This window comes from Kitasatospora sp. NPDC089509 (genome assembly GCF_044749365.1).
In the GTDB taxonomy this organism is placed as follows: domain Bacteria; phylum Actinomycetota; class Actinomycetes; order Streptomycetales; family Streptomycetaceae; genus Kitasatospora.
Map to the genome: position 1 here is coordinate 22,953 of NZ_JBIVHS010000033.1, position 17,374 is coordinate 40,326.

Below are 17,374 nucleotides of genomic sequence, written 5' to 3' on the forward strand. Positions count from 1 at the left end.
TCGTCAGTCCTCAGTCGTCCACCACCATCGACCCGCCCGGCACCCGGACCGCCAGTTCCTTCCAGAACCCCGCCCGGATGGCGTAGCGGTCGTGCTCGTCGATCTGGTCGTCCTTGTGCGCGAGCAGCCCGAAGCGGGCCGCGTAGCGCAGCAGCTCGCCGTCGACCCGGTGCGGGATGCGCGGGTAGTCGGGCCAGAGCAGGGTGAGCCGTTCGAGGTCGCCGAGCCGGTCGCTCCAGCGCCGGGCGAAGACCTGTCCGACCTCGTGGGCGTCGCCGCCGATGGTGGTGATGTCCTCCTCGCGGTCGGCCCAGCGCTGCTCGGCGGTGGTCAGCTGGGCCAGGGTGGGCAGGCCGTCCCCGGCGGTGACGGAGGGCTCGGGCGCGGGCCGGTCGACCCAGCCCCGGTCGGAGGACCAGCGCAGCACCGGCCCGCCCGTCGACTGCCCGTTCGCCCCGTTGCCACCGGCCCCGCTCCCACCGGCCCCGTTCCCACCGACCGCGTGCCCGTTGGCGGCGTGCCCGTTGGCCACCGAGGTGATCGGGTTGACCGGGGTGACCGCCGAGACCCGCCCGGCGAGGTCCTTCGGGGTGGGCACCACCCGCAGCGCCGCGGCCGGCTGCGGCCGCCCGTTCGCGGCGGGTTCGGCGGCGGCCGTCGCGGCGACGGGCCGGACCACCGGGGGCACCACGCTGGGCAGCGAGGCGGGCGGGGCGGCGAGGATCTTGGCGATCTCCTGCCGGGCGCCGCCCGTGCCGGGGGCCGGGAAGACGGTGGAGTGGTCGCGCAGCGAGAAGGACCCCTCGATCCACTCCCGGTCCAGCACCCGCCGTTCGTCGGCCTCGCCCACCAGGTCCTCGGACTGGTTGAAGTCCCCGTCGGCGGCCTGCAGCGCCCACAGGTGGACGGCGACGCCGTGTTCCTTGGCGGTCATCATGCCGGGCAGCAGGTCCCCGTCGCCGGTGATCAGCACGACGTCGGCGCAGGCGCCGTTGCGGGCGAGTTCGGAGAGTTCGGCGTGCATCGCGGCGTCGACGCCCTTCTGCACCCAGCGCCCCTCGGCCCTGGTGAGGGCGCCGAGCCGGACGGTGACCCGGGGCAGCACGCGCAGCCGTCGGTGCTCGGGCATCGGGCGGCGGTCGGGGGCCGCGTCGAACCAGTAGATCCGCAGCAGGGGCAGCCCGGTCTCGGCCTCGGCGCGTTCCCGCAGGGCGCTGATCAGCGCGGTGTGGTCGACGCTGACCTTGGAGCGGGAGGGGTCCCCGGCGAGCAGGCTGGCGGCGGCGCCCAGCAGGTATCCGGCGTCCACCAGGACGACACAGCGGTCCATCTGCGCACCTCTTTCCGCTCGCCCTCGAAGGTCGGTGTGGGTGGGCGGTCGCCCGTCGGCCGAACGTGCGGGGTGAGGGGCCCCCGTGACCGCCCGATCGTTGGGTCACCTTTTCCCCCTGGTTCGCGGCCCGAACCTCGGCGGATGTCCCGGTCCCGCAACAGCCGCCCCAATGAGTCGCAAAGAAACACGAAGGCGGGCCCCGTTCAACGACGGGGCCCGCCAAACGTCACGTGACGCTACGCCGGGGTGACGGCCGGCGCTCCGACCTGCGGTGTCAGCCCTTGAGCTCGGCGGCGACCAGCTCGGCCAGCTGGACGGCGTTGAGCGCGGCGCCCTTGCGCAGGTTGTCGTTGGAGACGAACAGCGACAGGCCGTTCTCCACGGTCTCGTCGGCCCGGATGCGGCCCACGTAGCTGGGGTCCCGACCGGCGGCCTGGAGCGGGGTGGGGATCTCGGACAGCTCGACGCCGGGGGCGCCGGTGAGCAGCTCGACGGCCCGCTCGGGGCTGATCGGGCGCTCGAAGCGGGCGTTGATCTGGAGCGAGTGGCCGGAGAAGACCGGGACGCGCACGCAGGTGCCGGACACCTTGAGCTCGGGGATGCCGAGGATCTTGCGGCTCTCGTGGCGGAGCTTCTGCTCCTCGTCGGTCTCGTTGGAGCCGTCCTCGACGATGGAGCCGGCCAGCGGCACCACGTTGAAGGCGATCGGGCGCCGGTAGACCTTGGGCTCGGGGAACTCGACGGCGCCGCCGTCGTGGGCCAGCCCGGCGGCGCCGTCGACGACCTTGGCGGCCTGGTCGGCCAGCTCGGCCACGCCGGCCACGCCGCTGCCGGAGACGGCCTGGTAGGTGGAGACGACCAGGGCGGCGAGCCCCGCCTCGCCGTGCAGCGGGCGCAGCACGGGCATGGCCGCCATGGTGGTGCAGTTGGGGTTGGCGATGATGCCCTTGGGGCGGTCGGCGATGGCCTCCGGGTTGACCTCGGAGACGACCAGCGGGACCTCGGGGTCACGGCGCCAGGCGGAGGAGTTGTCGATGACGACGGCGCCGGCCGCGGCGACCTTGGGGGCCAGGGCCTTGGAGGTGGAGCCGCCGGCCGAGAAGATCACGATGTCCAGGCCGGTGTAGTCGGCCGTGGCCGCGTCCTCGACGGTGACCTCGGTGCCCTGCCAGGGCAGCGTGCGCCCGGCCGAACGGGCCGAGGCGAACAGCCGCAGCTGCTCGACCGGGAAGTTGCGCTCCGCCAGGATCTCGCGGACCACGCCGCCGACCTGGCCGGTGGCGCCGACGATACCGATCTTCATCCGACTACTCCTCTGAATGGTGCTGTCTACAGCCGCACTCTGCCCATCATGCCTTGTCACAGGCATCGAACGGCCTTCCATTCCACGGGCTGAGAGGGGGGCCAACGGTGTGAGAGTACTTACTGGTCCAGACCACTCGCGAGGGCCAGAGCCGCCGCGACCTCAGCCTCCCCGGCCGGAAGCAGCGGCAACCGCACATCCGGGGTCGGAATCCGGCCTTGGGCGTGCAGCACGCCCTTGGTCACCGTCGGGTTCGGTGCGGTGAACGCGGACAGCGCCAGGCCCGTCAGCCGGTGCCCGAGCACCCGGGCCCGCTCGACGTCCCCGGCCTGCCAGGCCTCGCACAGCTCGACGAAGCGGCCGGTCGCCAGGTGCGCGGAGGCCAGGATGCCGCCGGCCGCGCCGATCGCCAGCATAGGCGCCAGGAAGGCGTCCTCCCCGGTCAGCACCGCGAAGTCCGCGGGGGCGGCGGCGAGGAGCTCGACGCCCGACTGGTCCAGCCCGCCGGTCGCGTACTTGACGCCCACCACGCCGTCGATCGCGGCGAGTTCGAGCAGCGCGGCGGTGGAGAGCTGCTGCCCGGTCCGGTACGGGATGTGGTAGACGATCAGCGGCAGCGGGCTGGCCGCGGCCAGCGCCCGGAAGTGCGCGATCGTCCCGGCCTCGCCGGCGCGGACGAAGGCGGGCGTGGTGACCAGCGCCGCCGCCTGCGGCACCCGCGCGCCGAGCGCGGCCAGCGCCTCGCCGACGGCCCGGGTGTCGCCGCCGGAGGCGCCGACGATCAGCTGGGCGCCGCGCTCGGCGCAGACGGCCGCGGCGACGTCCACCACCGCGTCCCGCTCCTCGGCGGTCAGCGCGGCGGGCTCGCCGGTGGTGCCGAGCGCCACCAGGCCGGCCGCCCCGTCGTCCAGGACCTCCAGCGAGAGCTTCTCCAGCGCGCCGAGCGCGACCGAACCGTCGGCGTCGAACGGGGTGATCAGCGGGACGTAGATGCCCTTGAGTTCCATGTTCCCGGGAGCCGTGTTGCGGGGGTCCGTGTTCCTGGGGGCCGTGTTACCGGGGGCCATGTCGCCGGGGGCCGTGTTCCTGAGTGCCATACCGATGATCCTGCGGCCCGTGATCACCCAGGTCCAGTTCACATTTCCGACGCTTCTCGTAAGCTGAGCCGATGCTCGACGTCCGACGCCTTCGCCTGCTGCGCGAACTCGCCCACCTCGGCACCATCGCGGCCGTCGCCGAGGCACTGTCCTTCAGCCCGTCCGCGGTGTCCCAGCAGCTGTCCGTCCTGGAGAAGGAGGCCGGCGTCCCGCTGCTGGAGCGCACCGGGCGGCGGGTCACCCTCACCCCGGCCGGCCGCAACCTGGTCCGCCACGCCGAGTCCGTGCTCGCCCAGCTGGAGCAGGCCGGCGCCGAACTCGCCCACGCCAAGCAGGGATTGGCCGGTCCGCTGCGGATCGGCACCTACCCCTCGGCGGCCCGCGCGATCATCCCCGCGGTGCTCGCCGGCCTGGCCGCCTGGCACCCCGGACTGGAGCCGATGGTCACCGAGGTGGACCCGGCCGCCGTCGGCGCGGCGCTGCGCGCGGGCGAGCTGGACGTGGCGCTGGTGCACGAGTACGACCTCGTCCCGGCCGACCCGGAACCGGGCCTCGCGGTCACCCGTCCGGTCTTCACCGAGCCGATGTACCTGGCCGCCCGCACCCCGGGCACGGTCGCCGAGCAGCGCGCCGCGCCCTGGATCATGTCCCCGCCCGGCACCCTCTGCCACACCATGGCCGTCCGCGCCTGCGAGGCGGCGGGCTTCGCCCCCCGGATCCGGCACCAGATCGACGACTTCACCACGGTGCTCGCGCTGGTCGCCGCGGGCCAGGGGGTGGCCCTGGTCCCCCACCTGGGCACCGCCGGGTCCCCGCCCGGCGTGGTCCTCACCCGGCTGCCGATGTACCGCCGCACCCGCGCCGCCTTCCGGGCCGGCGCGGGCTCCCATCCGGCCATCTCGGCCTTCGTCTCGGCGCTGCACACCGCCGTCCCCCCAGGCCTGGGCAGCGGCAGCTGACCGGCCGACCGCCCGCCCAACCGGCCAGCCGACCGCCCGACCGGCTAACCGGCCAGACAGCTCGGCCCGAGCAGCTGCTTGAGGTCCCCGAACAGCGCCGGATCCGACTTCACCCGGTGCCGGTCCAACCGCAGCACCGTCGTCCTGGTCCGCCCCTCCAGCCGCACCCGCACCTCGGTGGTCCCCTTGTGGTGGGTGAGCACCTCCCCGAGCCGGGCGATCAGCGGAGGCGTGACCTTCCCGCTCGGGATGTTGATGGTGATCGGCGCCTCGGCGTGGGCGTTGGAGAGGTCCGGGATGGACAGCTCCATGCCCATCAGCCGCGGCACGTCCTCCCGCTTGTCCAGCTTGCCGCGCACGAACACCACGGCGTCCTCGACCAGTTGGGAGGAGACCAGCTGGTAGCTGGCCGGGAAGAACATGCAGTCGATCGACCCCGCCAGGTCCTCCACGGTCGCGATCGCCCAGGCGTTGCCCTGCTTGGTCATCTTCCGCTGGAGGCCCGAGATGATGCCGCCGATGGTGACGATCGTCCCGTCCGGCCGCTCCGCGAGGTCCGCCACCGCGCAGTCCGCCTTGTCGGCGAGCACGTGCTCGATGCCGTGCAGCGGGTGCGAGGAGACGTACAGGCCGAGCATCTCCCGCTCCTGGGTGAGCAGGAAGGACTTCTCCCACTCCTCCTCGGAGAACACCACGTCCAGCCCGAAGCTCGGCTCGTCCGAGGTGGTGTCGCCGCCGAAGAGGTCGAACTGCCCCTCGGCCTCCTTGCGCTTCACCCCGACGACGTTGTCGATCATCGGCTCGAACTGGGCGCTGAGGCCCTTGCGGGTGTGCCCGAGCGAGTCGAACGACCCGGCCTTGATCAGCGATTCGACGGTCCGCTTGTTGCAGACCACCGACTCCACCTTCTCCAGGAAGTCCGGGAAGGAGGTGAACTTCCCCTTCGCCTTCCGGGTGCGGATCATCGACTCGACCACCGGCCCGCCGACGTTGCGGATGGCGGTCAGGCCGAACCGGACGGTCTCGCTGCCGTGCGGCGTGAAGTCCGAGTCCGACTCGTTGACGTCCGGCGGCAGCACCTGGATGCCCATCTTGCGGCACTCGTTGAGGTAGACGGCGGACTTGTCCTTGTCGTCCTTCACCGAGGTCAGCAGCCCGGACATGTACTCGGCCGGGTAGTTGGCCTTGAGGTACGCCGTCCAGTACGAGACCAGCCCGTACCCGGCGGTGTGCGCCTTGTTGAACGCGTAGCCGGAGAACGGCACCAGGACGTCCCACACCGCCTGGATGGCCGCGTCGGAGTAGCCGCGGTCGCGGCAGCCCTTCTGGAAGGGGACGAACTCCGCCTCCAGGATCTCCTTCTTCTTCTTGCCCATCGCGCGGCGCAGCAGGTCGGCCTGGCCGAGCGAGTAGCCGGCCAGGATCTGCGCGGCCTTCTGCACCTGCTCCTGGTAGACGATCAGGCCGTAGGTGGGCCGCAGCACCTCCTCCAGGGGCTGCTCCAGCTCCGGGTGGATCGGGGTGATCTCCTGCTGGCCGTTCTTGCGCAGCGCGTAGTTGGTGTGGGAGTTGACGCCCATCGGGCCCGGTCGGTACAGCGCCAGGACGGCGGAGATGTCCTCGAAGTTGTCGGGCTTCATCAGGCGCAGCAGCGAGCGCATCGGCCCGCCGTCGAGCTGGAAGACGCCGAGCGTGTCACCGCGCGCCAGCAGCTCGTAGGTGGGCTTGTCGTCGAGCGGCAGCTTGAGCAGCTCGATCTTCTCGCCCTTGTTCTTCTCGATCGCCTTGACGGCGTCGTCCATGATCGTCAGGTTGCGCAGGCCGAGGAAGTCCATCTTGAGGAGGCCGAGGCCTTCACAAGTCGGGTAGTCGAACTGCGTGATGGTGACGCCGTCGGTGTGCCGGGTCCAGACCGGGATGTGGTCGGTCAGCGGCTCGGCGGACATGATGACGCCGGCCGCGTGCACGCCGGGCTGGCGGATCAGGCCCTCGATGCCGCGTGCGGTGTCGATGACCTTCCGCACGTCCGGGTCGTTCTCGTACAGCCCGCGGATCTCGCCGGCCTCGCCGTAGCGCGGGTGGCTGCTGTCGGTGATGCCGGACAGCGGGATGCCCTTGCCCATCACGTCCGGCGGCATCGCCTTGGTGATCCGGTCGCCCATCGCGTACGGGTAGCCGAGGACGCGCGAGGAGTCCTTGATGGCGGCCTTCGCCTTGATGGTGCCGTACGTGACGATCATGGCGACCTTGTCGGATCCCCACTTCTCGGTCACGTACCGGATCACGTCACCGCGCCGGCGCTCGTCGAAGTCGATGTCGACATCGGGCATCGAGATGCGCTCGGGGTTGAGGAAGCGCTCGAAGATCAGGCCGTGCGGGATGGGGTCGAGGTCGGTGATGCCCATCGCGTACGCGACCAGCGAGCCGGCCGCCGAACCACGGCCCGGGCCCACCGCGATGCCCTGGCTCTTGGCCCACATGATGAAGTCGGCGACCACGAGGAAGTACGCCGGGAACCCCATCTGGATGATGGTGTCCATCTCGTACTCGGCGAGCTTCTTGTGCTCCTCGTCGTACCCGCCCGGGAAGCGCCAGTCCATCCCCTCCCAGACCTTGGACTTGAAGAAGTCCGCCTCGGACTCGAAGCCCTCCGGGATCGGGAAGCGCGGCATCAGGTTCTTGAACTTGAACATGCCCTCGGTGTCGACCCGGGAGGCGACCAGCAGCTGGCTGTTGCGGCAGCCCTCCTGCCAGGCGTCCGAGGAGTCCAGGGCGTACATCTCGGCGGCGGACTTGATGTAGTAGCCGGTGCCGTCGAAGCGGAAGCGGTCCGGGTCCGAGAGGTTCTTGCCGGTCTGCACGCAGAGCAGCAGGTCGTGGGCGCCGGCGTCGGCCTCGGTGGTGTAGTGCGAGTCGTTGGTGACCACCGGCGGGATGTTCAGCTTCCGGCTGATCTCCAGCAGCCCGTCGCGGACCCGCTTCTCGATGTCGAGGCCGTGGTCCATCAGCTCCAGGAAGTAGTTCTCCTTGCCGAAGATCTCCTGGTAGTCGGCGGCGGACTTCAGCGCCTCGTCGAACTGGCCCAGCCGCAGCCGGGTCTGCACCTCGCCGGACGGGCAGCCGGTGGTGGCCATCAGGCCGCCGGACAGGTCGGAGATCAGCTCCTTGTCCATCCGGGGCCACTTCACCAGCCAGCCCTCGGAGTACGAGCGCGAGGTCAGCTTGAAGAGGTTGTGCAGGCCCTCCTTGTTCCGGGCCCAGATGGTCTTGTGGGTGTACGCGCCGGACGCCGAGACGTCGTCCCGCTTCTGGTGCGGCTGGCCCCACAGGATGCGCTTGGTGTTGGAGCGGGACTCGGGGGCGACGTACGCCTCGATGCCGATCACCGGGGTGATCCCGGCGTCGGTCGCCTGCCGGTGGAACTCGGCGGCGCCGTACATGTTCCCGTGGTCGGTCATCGCGACGTGGGTCTGCCCCAGCCGCTCGACCTCCTTGAACATCTGCTTCAGCCGGGCGGCACCGTCCAGCATCGAGTACTCGGTGTGGACGTGGAGATGCGCGAACGGCTGGTCGCTCAAGGCGGGGCCTCCGGAGGCTCTGGTGCTGACGGGCGGGCCGGCGAACGCGCGGATCACCGGGCAGAAGGCCGGGAAACGAAGGTGGCCCGGAACACCTCTCGGGGTCCGGACCATCACTCACGCGCTCACGCGTCCACTCTAGCCCTCTTCGAACGCCGCCCCCACGCGCTCGAACCCCTCCCAGCCCAGCCCGGCGAGTCGCTCCTCGGCGGCGTTCTTGACCCTCGGCAACTCGATCGGATCGTCCAGCAGGTACGCCAGCCGGGCCCGGACCCGAGGCGTGTCCGGGGCGTGCTCCGCGCCCAGCAGCCGGGCGTCCGCCTCGCAGTCCCAGAGCGACTCGGTGAAGGCCTCCGCCGTGCCCGCCGACCCCAGCGCCGACAGCGCCGCCAGGTACCCGGCCCGCTCGGACGAGTGCGGGGTGTACAGCCAGAACCGGCGCAGCAGCGAGACCGCCCCGGCCGCCCCCGGACCGTACCGGGCCAGCGCGCGGGCCCCGACCACCGGCCCGCACCACCGGCCGTCCACCCAGTCCCGCTCCAACCCGGCGAGCAGGCCCGGGACGTCCCCAGCCTGCTCCGCACCCGGGTCGCACACCGACTCCGCCACCGGCCCGTCGGCAACCGGCCCCTCGGGCATCCGCTCCCGGGCGACCTCCTCCAGGTCCTCCCACCACTCCCCCGGCCAGGCCTCGACCAGCGAGACCAGCACCTCTTCCCAGTGCTCGCCCTCCCGGACGTACGCCCGCAGCGCCTCCCGGGCCTCGACCGAACCGCCGAGCGCCAGCAGCTCCAGCACCCGGGCCGCCCGGCCACCGGCCTCCCGGCCCACGGCCAGCAGCTCGACCAGCGGCCCGAGCGGCAGCTCCAGGTCCCGGACCAGCCGGGCCAGGTACAGGTCCCGCGCATCGGCCTCCCGGTCCCAGCGCCACTCCCACCGGACGCACCCGTACACCAGCTCGGCCGCTGCGGCGGGGTCCTCCGCCGCCATCAGCGCCCCCAGCCCCCGCCCGCGCTGCAACAGCCCCGGCAGCGTCCCCGCCGGCGCGTACTCGTATCTCCGCTCTGCCACGGCCCCATCGTGCCGCACCGCACCGCCCCCGGGTCGCCGGCCCCGGCCCGCCCCTGCCGCCTCAGCGCACGTCCGCCGAAACGTCCGCCGGAACGTCCGCCGGACCGGCCTCCGCCACCCGGCCGATCTCCGCCGCCACCGCCGCGGGCTCGGCCGCGACCGTCACCCGGGCGACGCCGTCCAGCGCCGGGTGCCCGCCGACCCGCACCGACCACTCCGCGTTCCGCAGCAGGTCGAGGTCGTTGACGTCGTTGCCGAAGGCGACGTACTCCTCGATCCCCAGCGAGCGCAGCGCCTCCCACTTGTTGGTCGCCCCCGGCGCGAAGTCGACGATCGCCTCGTCCAGGTGGTGGTTGACGGTCAGCCCGAGCCCCCGGCCGACCTCGGCCAACCCCGCCGGATCCGCACCCCCGACGACCAGGAACTTGACCACCTCGGGCAGCTCCGCCAGCGCCACCCGGCGCGCCAGGCCGCCCTGGTCCACCCGGCCGCGGATCGGGTGGTCCGCCGGCCCGGTGTACGCGTAGTCCCAGGGCCCGTCCGCGAGGTAGCTCGCACCGTGCCGCCCGACCGCCTCCATCAGCGCCCCGAACCCGGCGACTCCGAACGCGGCCCGGGCCCGCACCCGCCCGTCCACCGACACCAGGCTGCCGTTCCCGCCGATCAGCACCGCCCCGGGGAACGCCCCGTCCAGCACCGGCAGCAGGTCACGCACCGGCCGGGCGGACGCGAAGACCAGCCGGAACCCGGCCCGCTCGCACTCCCCGATCGCCGCCAGGACGCGTCCGTCGATCGTCCGCCCGTCGAAGCAGAGCGTGCCGTCTATGTCGAAGACCACTGTGCGAGCGCGAAGTTCAGCCATTCCCGGATGATATCCATCCGACCGATCGCATCCGCACGGCCGTACGCCCCGGGGCCTGTCACCGACTTCCGTCAGGCGTCCAGGTCCGCAAGGAAGTCCAGCGCCGCCGCCCAGGCCTGCTCGGCGGCGTCCGCGTCGTAGTCGTCCAGCTCCGGGTCGGTGAACAGGTGCCCGGCGCCCTGGTAGCGGTGCACCTCGACCTCCGCGCCCGCCCGCCGCATCCGCAGGTACCAGGCGTTCAGCCAGTCCTCCGGCTCGTACGGGTCCGGGTCGGCCATGTGCAGCTGCACCGGGATCGAGGTGGCCGCGTCCTCGCGCAGGTCGGAGGTGCCGTGCAGGAGCAGCAGCCCGCGCGCCTTCTCGTCCGCCAGCGCCAGGTTCTGGGCGATCGCGCCGCCGAGCGCGAACCCGGCGTACACCAGTCCGCCCTCGGAGAGCGGAGCGGAGACGGTCACCGCACGGCGCAGCAGCTCGTCGGCGCCGCCGATCTCCTCCTGGTAGGCCTGCGCGGACTCGGTGTCGTCGAAGGTGCGCCCCTCGAACAGGTCCGGCGTGTGCACGGTGTGCCCGGCGGCACGCAGCCGGTCGGCGGCCGCCTGGACGGCCGGGCGCGGGCCGTGGGCGGAGTGGAAGAGGACGATCTGGGCCACGGTACGGGTCCTTCGAGGAACGAGATCAGGGATACCCACCCATGATCCCGCACCCCGCCCCGAATCCCCTCGCCCGCCCCGCCCCACCGGCCCGGGTCAGCCCCGCGGGCTCCAGGAGGCCACCAGGTCGAGCAGCCCGGGGAAGCGGGCGTCGAGGTCCTCGACCCGCACCCGGCTGCGGCGCTCCAGCCCGTACTGGCGCTGCCTGGTGATCCCCGCCTCGCGCAGCGCCTTGAAGTGGTGGGTGAGCGAGGACTTGGGCCGGTCGAGGCCGAACCAGCCGCAGGAGTGGTCGACGTCCTCGGACTCCAGCAGGAGTTTGCGGACGATGGTGAGCCGCAGCGGGTCGCTGAGTGCGCCCAGCACGGTCTCCAGGCGCAGCTCGTCGACGCCCGGCTCGGGCAGCGGTTCGGGCAGCTCGGACGGCTCGGGGAGCACCGTGAATGCGGGCGCACCGGTCCTGCTCGCGGGCATGGGCGACTCCTCAACTCCTCGTGGCCCCAAGGCCACTGAACTTCCCACCATCAGTACGACTCCAATCGTACTGCATGCTAAGTTCGACTCGACTCGTACTGCTGCGGCGCTCGCCGCACGCCTCGGGAGGGACCAGTCATGCCCAGCACCACCCGGACCACCGCCAGTCGACCCGCACCAGCCCCCGCCACCCCCCTGTGGTGGATCTGGCTGGCCGCCTGGCCGGTCACCGCCGTCTTCGTGCTCTCCAACGCCGCCACCCCGCTGTACGTCCTGTGGCAACACGACATCGGCTTCTCCAAGGGCACCCTGACCGTGGTGTTCGCGTTCTACATCGTCGGCCTGATCGGCTCGCTGCTGGTCTCCGGCGTGCTCTCCGACCGGGTCGGCCGCAAGCCCGTCCTGCTGCCCGCCCTGGCCCTGGGCCTCGCCGCCTGCCTGATCTTCGGGACGGCCACCAGCGTCGCCGCGCTGATCACGGCGCGACTGTTCACCGGCATCGCGGTCGGCGCCGTCGTCTCGGCGGGCATGGCGGCGGTCACCGACGTCGCCGGACCGGAGCGCAGGCGGACCGCCGCCCTGCTCGCCTCCTGCGCGATGGTCTTCGGCGCCGGGCTCGGCCCGCTGCTCGCCGGCCTGCTCTCCGAACTGGCGCCCGCACCGACCACCACCGTGTTCGCGATCGAGGCCGTGCTCCTCGCCAGCGCGGTGCTGGTCGTCCTGCGGATGCCCCTGCCCGTCCCACCGACCCGCACGCCCGGCACCCCCAAAACACCCAGCACCCCCGGCACCCCCGGCACCCCCGCCCGGGGCAGCTGGATCCGGATCCCCGGCGTCCCGCGCGGCAACGGCCGCCGACTCGCCCTCGGCATCGCGGTGTTCGCCCCCGGCATCACCGCGACCTCGTTCGTGCTCTCGCTCGGCCCGTCCCTGCTGTCCGGCCTGCTCGGCACCACCAACCGGATCGTCGCCGGTGCGACGGCCTTCGTGATGTTCCTCGCCGCGACCGGGGTGCAGTTCGCCGTCCAACGACTGCGCCGCCGCACCATCCTGGCGGCCGGCGCGGCGACCACCGCGCTGAGCATGGTCGCCCTGGTCACCGCCGTACGCACCGAGGCGGTGGCGGTGCTGGTCCTGGCGGCCCTGCTGGCCGGCGCCGGCCAGGGCATGGGCCAGCTCGGCGGCCTGTCACTGCTGAACGCCGGCATCCCGCCGCAGCGGCTGGCCGAGGCCAACGCGGCGCTGAACGTGGGCGGTTACCTCCCGGCCGGCCTGCTGCCCGTCTCGGCCGGCTACCTCAGCGACGCGGTCGGCCTGACCTCCGGCGCCACGATCTTCGGCGCCGTCCTGCTGCTCCTGGCCCTCCTCGGCGGCCTGCTGGTCCTCACCACCCGGCGCGAGGTGACGGACCCGGCCTGACGCACCCGCCCGACCCCGGGGCCGGGCCCGACGAGCCGCACCGAACCGCACGGAACCGCACCGAGCCGCTCATGCGTTCGCAAGATTCCTTCCTTTAGGTATGTTTCCCGACCCGTCCGACACCCGCCCGGACAAGCCCGTCTCCCTTCCGGACAAAAGCTTTGCAACAACATTCCAACTCGCTGGTATGCATGATCTGTCACCGACAACGGAGGGCAGGAGCATGGCACAGCAGGAACGGGCGCGCCGCACACGGGAGAAGGTGCTGACCGCCGCGGCCGAGATCTTCGCCGACCAGGGCTACGAGAGCACCACGCTGAACACGGTCGCCGACCGCATCGGCATGACCAAGGGCGCGCTCTACGGCCACTTCCCCTCGAAGGGCTCGCTGGCCCGGGCCCTGATCGACGAGTCCCGGACCACCTGGACGTGCCTGCGCGCCCAGTACGACACCCCGGGAGCCGACGCCGCCGAGGTGCTCGAAGACGTGGTGGTGGGCTTCGCCGACCGGCTGCGGACGGACGTACGACTGCGGGCCGCGCTCCGACTCGCCGCCGACCGTCCCGCCCTGGCGGAGCCCCCCACCGACGTCCTCACCGAGATGCACACCGCGCTGACCGACCTGGTCCGCCGGGCCCAGCGCCACAACGGCTTCCCCGACCACAGCCCGTCCCTGGTCGCCGAACTGCTGCTGATCGTGGTCCGCGGACTGCTGAACACCCGCCCCACCTGCGACAACAACGCCCACACCGCCGGTGGCGAGCCCCTGTGGCGGCTGCTCTTCACCGCCCTGTCCGGAACCCCCGCGCTCCCCACCCTCCCCTGACCGGCTCCGGCCTCACCCAGCCCCACCCGGCCCAACCCGGCGCCGCCGCCTCCGACTCCGCTACGACACCACGTCCTTGCGCGCAAACCCGCGGAAGGCCAGCGCCAACAGCACCACCGCGTACGACAGCGACAACGAGACCCCCTGGACCATGCCGCCCCACTCCAACTGCGGCTGCAGGGCATCCGCCCAGGCGTACTGCCAGTGCGCCGGCAGCCACTCCCGCAGACTCCCCAGCGCCGTGACGGCGTCCAGCACCCCGGTGATGATCGACAGGAACACCGCCCCGCCGACCGCCCCCAGCGGCGCGTCCGTCGCCGTCGACAGCCAGAACGCCAGTGCGGCGATGACGAGTTCGCTCAGGAACACGAACGCCACCGCGATCGCGATCCGGGGCAGCGCCTCCCCGGCCGGCAGGCTGGCCCCGGCGGGCAGCTTCAAGTCCCCCCAGCCGTACGCCACGGTCCCCACGACCAGCCCGATCGCGGGCAGCATGACCACCGCCACCGCCGAGAAGGCCAGCCCAACCAGGAACTTGCGGGCCAGCAGTCGCGCCCGCGGCACCGGCGCGGCCAGCAGGTAGCGCAGCGAGGACCAACTGGCCTCCGAGGCCACGGTGTCCCCGCAGAACAGCGCCACCGGGATCACCAGCATGAAGCCGGTGCCCACGAACAGCATGGTGACGGCGAAGTTGGCCCCCGAAGCGGTGGCCAGGTCGATGAAGGTGGTCCGGTCCGGACGCCCCGGGGTGCCGCCGATCTGGAACGCCGCCAGGATGACGAACGGCATCGCCGCCAGCACCCCGCCGATCACCATCGTGCGCCGCCGCCGCAGCTGCCGGATCGCCTCCACCCGCAGCGGCAGCGTCCGACTCGCCCGGTACCCCTCGGCGTGGTCCACCGGACCACCGCCCGCCGGACCACCGCCCGCCGAAGCACCGTTCACCGAGCCACCGTTCACCGAGCCACCGCCCGTCGGCGGGATCCGATCCGTAGTACCGGCGCTCATGCCGCACCTCCGATCAACGACAGGAACGCGTCCTCCAGGCGCTGCTGCGGCCCGGCGCTCTCCACCGGCACCCCCAGCCGCACCAGCTCCGCCAGCAGCTCGCTCGCCGCGAGCCCGTCCAGCCGGACCAGCAGCCCGCCCTCGACGGCCTCCGCCGAGCCGACCCCGTCCAGCGCGGCGACCTTCTCGACCACCGACTCCGGGTCGCAGGGCTCCGCCAGGCCGACCATCAGCAGCTCACCCGCGCCGACGATCTCGCCGACCGGCCCGGCCGTCACCAGCCGCCCGCGGTCCATCACCACGAGGTGGGTACAGCTCTGCTCGACCTCGGCCAGCAGGTGGCTGGACACGATGACGGTCCGGCCGGCGGCCGCGTACCGGATCATCACCTCGCGCATCTCGCGGATCTGCGGCGGGTCCAGCCCGTTGGTCGGTTCGTCCAGGATCAGCAGGTCCGGCATCCCGAGCATCGCCTGCGCGATCGCCAGCCGCTGCCGCATGCCCTGCGAGTACGTCCGCACCGCCCGGTCGAGCGCCTCGCCGAGCCCGGCGATGGCGAGCGCCTCGTCGAAGTGCGCGTCGGCCTCCGGCCGTCCGGTGGCCTGCCAGTACAGCCGCAGGTTGGCCCGGCCGGTGAGGTGCGGCAGGAAGCCCGCGCCCTCGACGAAGGCCCCGACCCGCGAGAGCACCGGCGCCCCGGGGCGGATCAGATGCCCGAACACCCGGATCTCCCCGGCGTCCGGCCGGATCAGACCCATCAGCATCCGCAGCGTGGTGGTCTTGCCCGCGCCGTTCGGCCCGAGCAGCCCGAGCACCTGGCCCTGCTCCACCCGGAAGCCCAACTCCCTTACCGCGTAACGGTCCTGCGAGCCCTTGTAGCGCTTGCTCAGCCCGTTGATCAGCAGCGGAACCCCGGCCAGCGCCGGATCGAACTCCGGCCCGGACGGCTCGCCGAGTGCCGAACCCCGTCGTCGCCGCCGCGCCAGCGGCACCAGCACCAGCCCGGCGGCCACCACCACGGCGACCACCGGCAGCACCCAGGTCCGCGCGGGCAGCGGCGCCGCCTCGGTGACCAGCTCGTCGACGGTCGGCACGCCGAGCGCGCCCGCCACCGCCACCCGGTAGGTGGCCGGTTCGACCGGCGAGGCGTACGCCAGGTCGGTGGAGGCCAGCACCAGGCGCAGCCGGTGCCCGGCCGGGAAGTCGTGGTCCACGACCGGCAGCCGGACGGTCACCGTCCTCCCCCCGTCGGCGTCCGCCCCGGTCACCCGCAGCGGGGCCGCGAGCTGCTGCGGCAGCGTCGCCTTGCCGTCCGGCCCGACGTCGTACAGCTTCGCGAACAGCACCGCGTCCGGCCGGTCCGCCGTCACCCGCACGGGTACGGTCGGCTGCCCGGTCAGGTGCAGCGACTTGTCCAACGGCGCCGACTCGAAGGCGGCGTTCTGCCCGGGGAAGTCCAGTGACAGCCCGGCCCCCAGCGAGGCGGCCTGGCTGAGCGCCCCGATGCCCGGCAGTGTGGAGATCCCCGGCGGTGCCCCGCCGGGCGGATTGGCGACGGGCTTCTCCCCGCCCGTCAGCTCGATCGAGCGCGTCCCGGTCCCACCCAGGCCCGGGTAACGGTCGGCGTCGGCGCCGCGCAGCACGGCCTGGAAGCCGGTCGAGTCCACTCCGCCGGTCCGGGTCACCCGGAACTGCGGCCCGGTGTCGTTGCCGCGCCCCTTCAAGTAGTGGTCGAACCAGGCGGTCACCCGGTCGTCCACCCGGGCACTGGTGTCGGTCCCGCCGTCGTGGCCGCCCGCGAACCAGTCCACCGAGACGGGCGCGCCGTTGGCCGCCACCGCCCGGGCGATCTGGTCGCCCTGGTCGAGCGGGAACAGCGAGTCCTGCTGCCCCTGCACCACCAGCGTGGGCGCCTTGAGCTGCGCCGCCACCGAGGACGGGCTCGACCGGTCCAGCAGCGCGACGGCCTCCGGATCGGCGTGCCCGGCGGTCGCGACCCGGTCGTACATCTGGCAGAGCGAGTCCAGGAACCGCCCGCAGCCGACCGCCCCGGCCCCGGCCGACCCGGTCGCGCCCGCCCCGGCCCCGCCCGCCCCGGCTCCGTCCGGCGCGGTCCCGCCGCGCGGCGCACCGCCCGAGGGCCCCAGGTCCCCGGCCGAGCCGGTGGTGAAGAAGATCCCGGCCCACAGCTTCTTGAACACGCCGTCCGCCGCGCCCGAGCCCTGCACCCCCTGCGGGAACAGCGCGTCGGCCAGGTTCCACCAGGTGATCTGGGTGGCCACCGCGTCGATCCGGTGGTCGTACGCGGAGGCCAGCAGCGCGATCGCCCCGCCGTAGGAGGCCCCGGTGATCCCGACCCGGGGGTCGCCGGGGGCGTCGAGCTGCACCTCGGGCCGCTGGGCCAGCCAGTCCACCAGGTGCTTGACGTCCTCGACCTCGCGGTCGGGCGCGTTCAGGCCGATCTTCCCGCCCGAGTGCCCGAAGCCGCGGGCCGACCAGGTCAGCACCGCGTAGCCCTGCCGGGCCAGCTGCTCGGCGCGGTCCCGCTCGCCCTCCTTGGAGCCGCCGAAGCCGTGCGCCAGCAGGACGGCCGGTCGCGGGGCGGTGCCGGTGGTGAAGAACGAGGTGTCCAGCTGGACCTGCTGGGTGCTGCCGGGCGTCTCCGGCATGCTGAGGAAACGATCCTCTTGATGGACCGCCTGTTCACCGCCGGACGCCACCGCCGCCGTACCGGCCCCGGCGACCGCCACCAGGGCCACCGCCCCGGCCACCAGCCTGCGCCGCATCGACGTAC

13 protein-coding genes are annotated in these 17,374 nt (G+C 72.8%); 3 read left to right on the forward strand and 10 right to left on the reverse strand.

Annotation, left to right across the window (positions count from 1 at the left end):
• Nucleotides 1–10 precede the first annotated feature (10 nt).
• The 3 genes from ACIP4P_RS40370 to ACIP4P_RS40380 form a co-directional block, all read right to left on the reverse strand.
• A complete protein-coding gene (locus ACIP4P_RS40370; protein ID WP_400928011.1) occupies nucleotides 11–1,330 on the reverse strand; it encodes an NYN domain-containing protein in 1,320 nt (439 codons plus the stop codon).
• A 277-nt stretch (nucleotides 1,331–1,607) separates the two neighbouring features.
• Entirely contained in the window at nucleotides 1,608–2,636 is a 1,029-nt protein-coding gene (locus tag ACIP4P_RS40375) for an aspartate-semialdehyde dehydrogenase (protein ID WP_350515593.1), read from the reverse strand.
• Between the two features lie 119 nt (nucleotides 2,637–2,755).
• Nucleotides 2,756–3,733 carry a dihydrodipicolinate synthase family protein gene (locus ACIP4P_RS40380; protein ID WP_400928015.1) on the reverse strand — a complete coding sequence of 326 codons (978 nt, stop codon included), beginning with the start codon at nucleotides 3,731–3,733 and terminating at the stop codon, nucleotides 2,756–2,758.
• Between the two features lie 71 nt (nucleotides 3,734–3,804).
• Between ACIP4P_RS40380 and ACIP4P_RS40385 the strand changes: the two genes are divergently transcribed.
• On the forward strand, nucleotides 3,805–4,692 hold the full coding sequence (locus ACIP4P_RS40385; protein WP_400928018.1) for a LysR substrate-binding domain-containing protein: 888 nt from the start codon (nucleotides 3,805–3,807) through the stop codon (nucleotides 4,690–4,692).
• A gap of 44 nt (nucleotides 4,693–4,736) precedes the next feature.
• On the opposite strand, the gene dnaE is transcribed toward ACIP4P_RS40385, so the two are convergent.
• The 5 genes from dnaE to ACIP4P_RS40410 all read right to left on the reverse strand — a co-directional run bounded on the left by dnaE (nucleotide 4,737) and on the right by ACIP4P_RS40410 (nucleotide 11,327).
• The gene (dnaE, locus tag ACIP4P_RS40390) at nucleotides 4,737–8,270 is read right to left on the reverse strand and encodes a DNA polymerase III subunit alpha (RefSeq protein ID WP_350515596.1); all 3,534 of its coding nucleotides are present in this window, start codon (nucleotides 8,268–8,270) and stop codon (nucleotides 4,737–4,739) included.
• Nucleotides 8,271–8,408: 138 nt separating this feature from the next.
• Complete coding sequence (locus ACIP4P_RS40395) at nucleotides 8,409–9,341, reverse strand: hypothetical protein (protein ID WP_400928021.1); 933 nt, start codon at nucleotides 9,339–9,341, stop codon at nucleotides 8,409–8,411.
• A 61-nt stretch (nucleotides 9,342–9,402) separates the two neighbouring features.
• Nucleotides 9,403–10,203: an HAD family hydrolase gene (locus tag ACIP4P_RS40400; RefSeq protein ID WP_400928024.1), complete on the reverse strand. Its 801-nt coding sequence runs from the start codon at nucleotides 10,201–10,203 to the stop codon at nucleotides 9,403–9,405.
• Nucleotides 10,204–10,274: 71 nt separating this feature from the next.
• Entirely contained in the window at nucleotides 10,275–10,853 is a 579-nt protein-coding gene (locus ACIP4P_RS40405; RefSeq protein ID WP_350515599.1) for a dienelactone hydrolase family protein, read from the reverse strand.
• Nucleotides 10,854–10,949: 96 nt separating this feature from the next.
• Complete coding sequence (locus tag ACIP4P_RS40410) at nucleotides 10,950–11,327, reverse strand: ArsR/SmtB family transcription factor (RefSeq protein WP_400928029.1); 378 nt, start codon at nucleotides 11,325–11,327, stop codon at nucleotides 10,950–10,952.
• Nucleotides 11,328–11,465: 138 nt separating this feature from the next.
• Between ACIP4P_RS40410 and ACIP4P_RS40415 the strand changes: the two genes are divergently transcribed.
• Complete coding sequence (locus ACIP4P_RS40415) at nucleotides 11,466–12,746, forward strand: MFS transporter (RefSeq protein ID WP_400928032.1); 1,281 nt, start codon at nucleotides 11,466–11,468, stop codon at nucleotides 12,744–12,746.
• 223 nt (nucleotides 12,747–12,969) lie between these two features.
• The gene (locus ACIP4P_RS40420) at nucleotides 12,970–13,572 is read left to right on the forward strand and encodes a TetR family transcriptional regulator (protein WP_400928035.1); all 603 of its coding nucleotides are present in this window, start codon (nucleotides 12,970–12,972) and stop codon (nucleotides 13,570–13,572) included.
• 60 nt (nucleotides 13,573–13,632) lie between these two features.
• Here ACIP4P_RS40420 and ACIP4P_RS40425 read toward each other — a convergent pair whose 3' ends face one another.
• Nucleotides 13,633–14,517, reverse strand: coding sequence for an ABC transporter permease subunit (locus ACIP4P_RS40425; protein WP_350515601.1), 885 nt, complete (start codon nucleotides 14,515–14,517; stop codon nucleotides 13,633–13,635).
• A 59-nt stretch (nucleotides 14,518–14,576) separates the two neighbouring features.
• The gene (locus tag ACIP4P_RS40430) at nucleotides 14,577–17,366 is read right to left on the reverse strand and encodes an alpha/beta fold hydrolase (RefSeq protein ID WP_400928039.1); all 2,790 of its coding nucleotides are present in this window, start codon (nucleotides 17,364–17,366) and stop codon (nucleotides 14,577–14,579) included.
• Nucleotides 17,367–17,374: the final 8 nt, after the last annotated feature.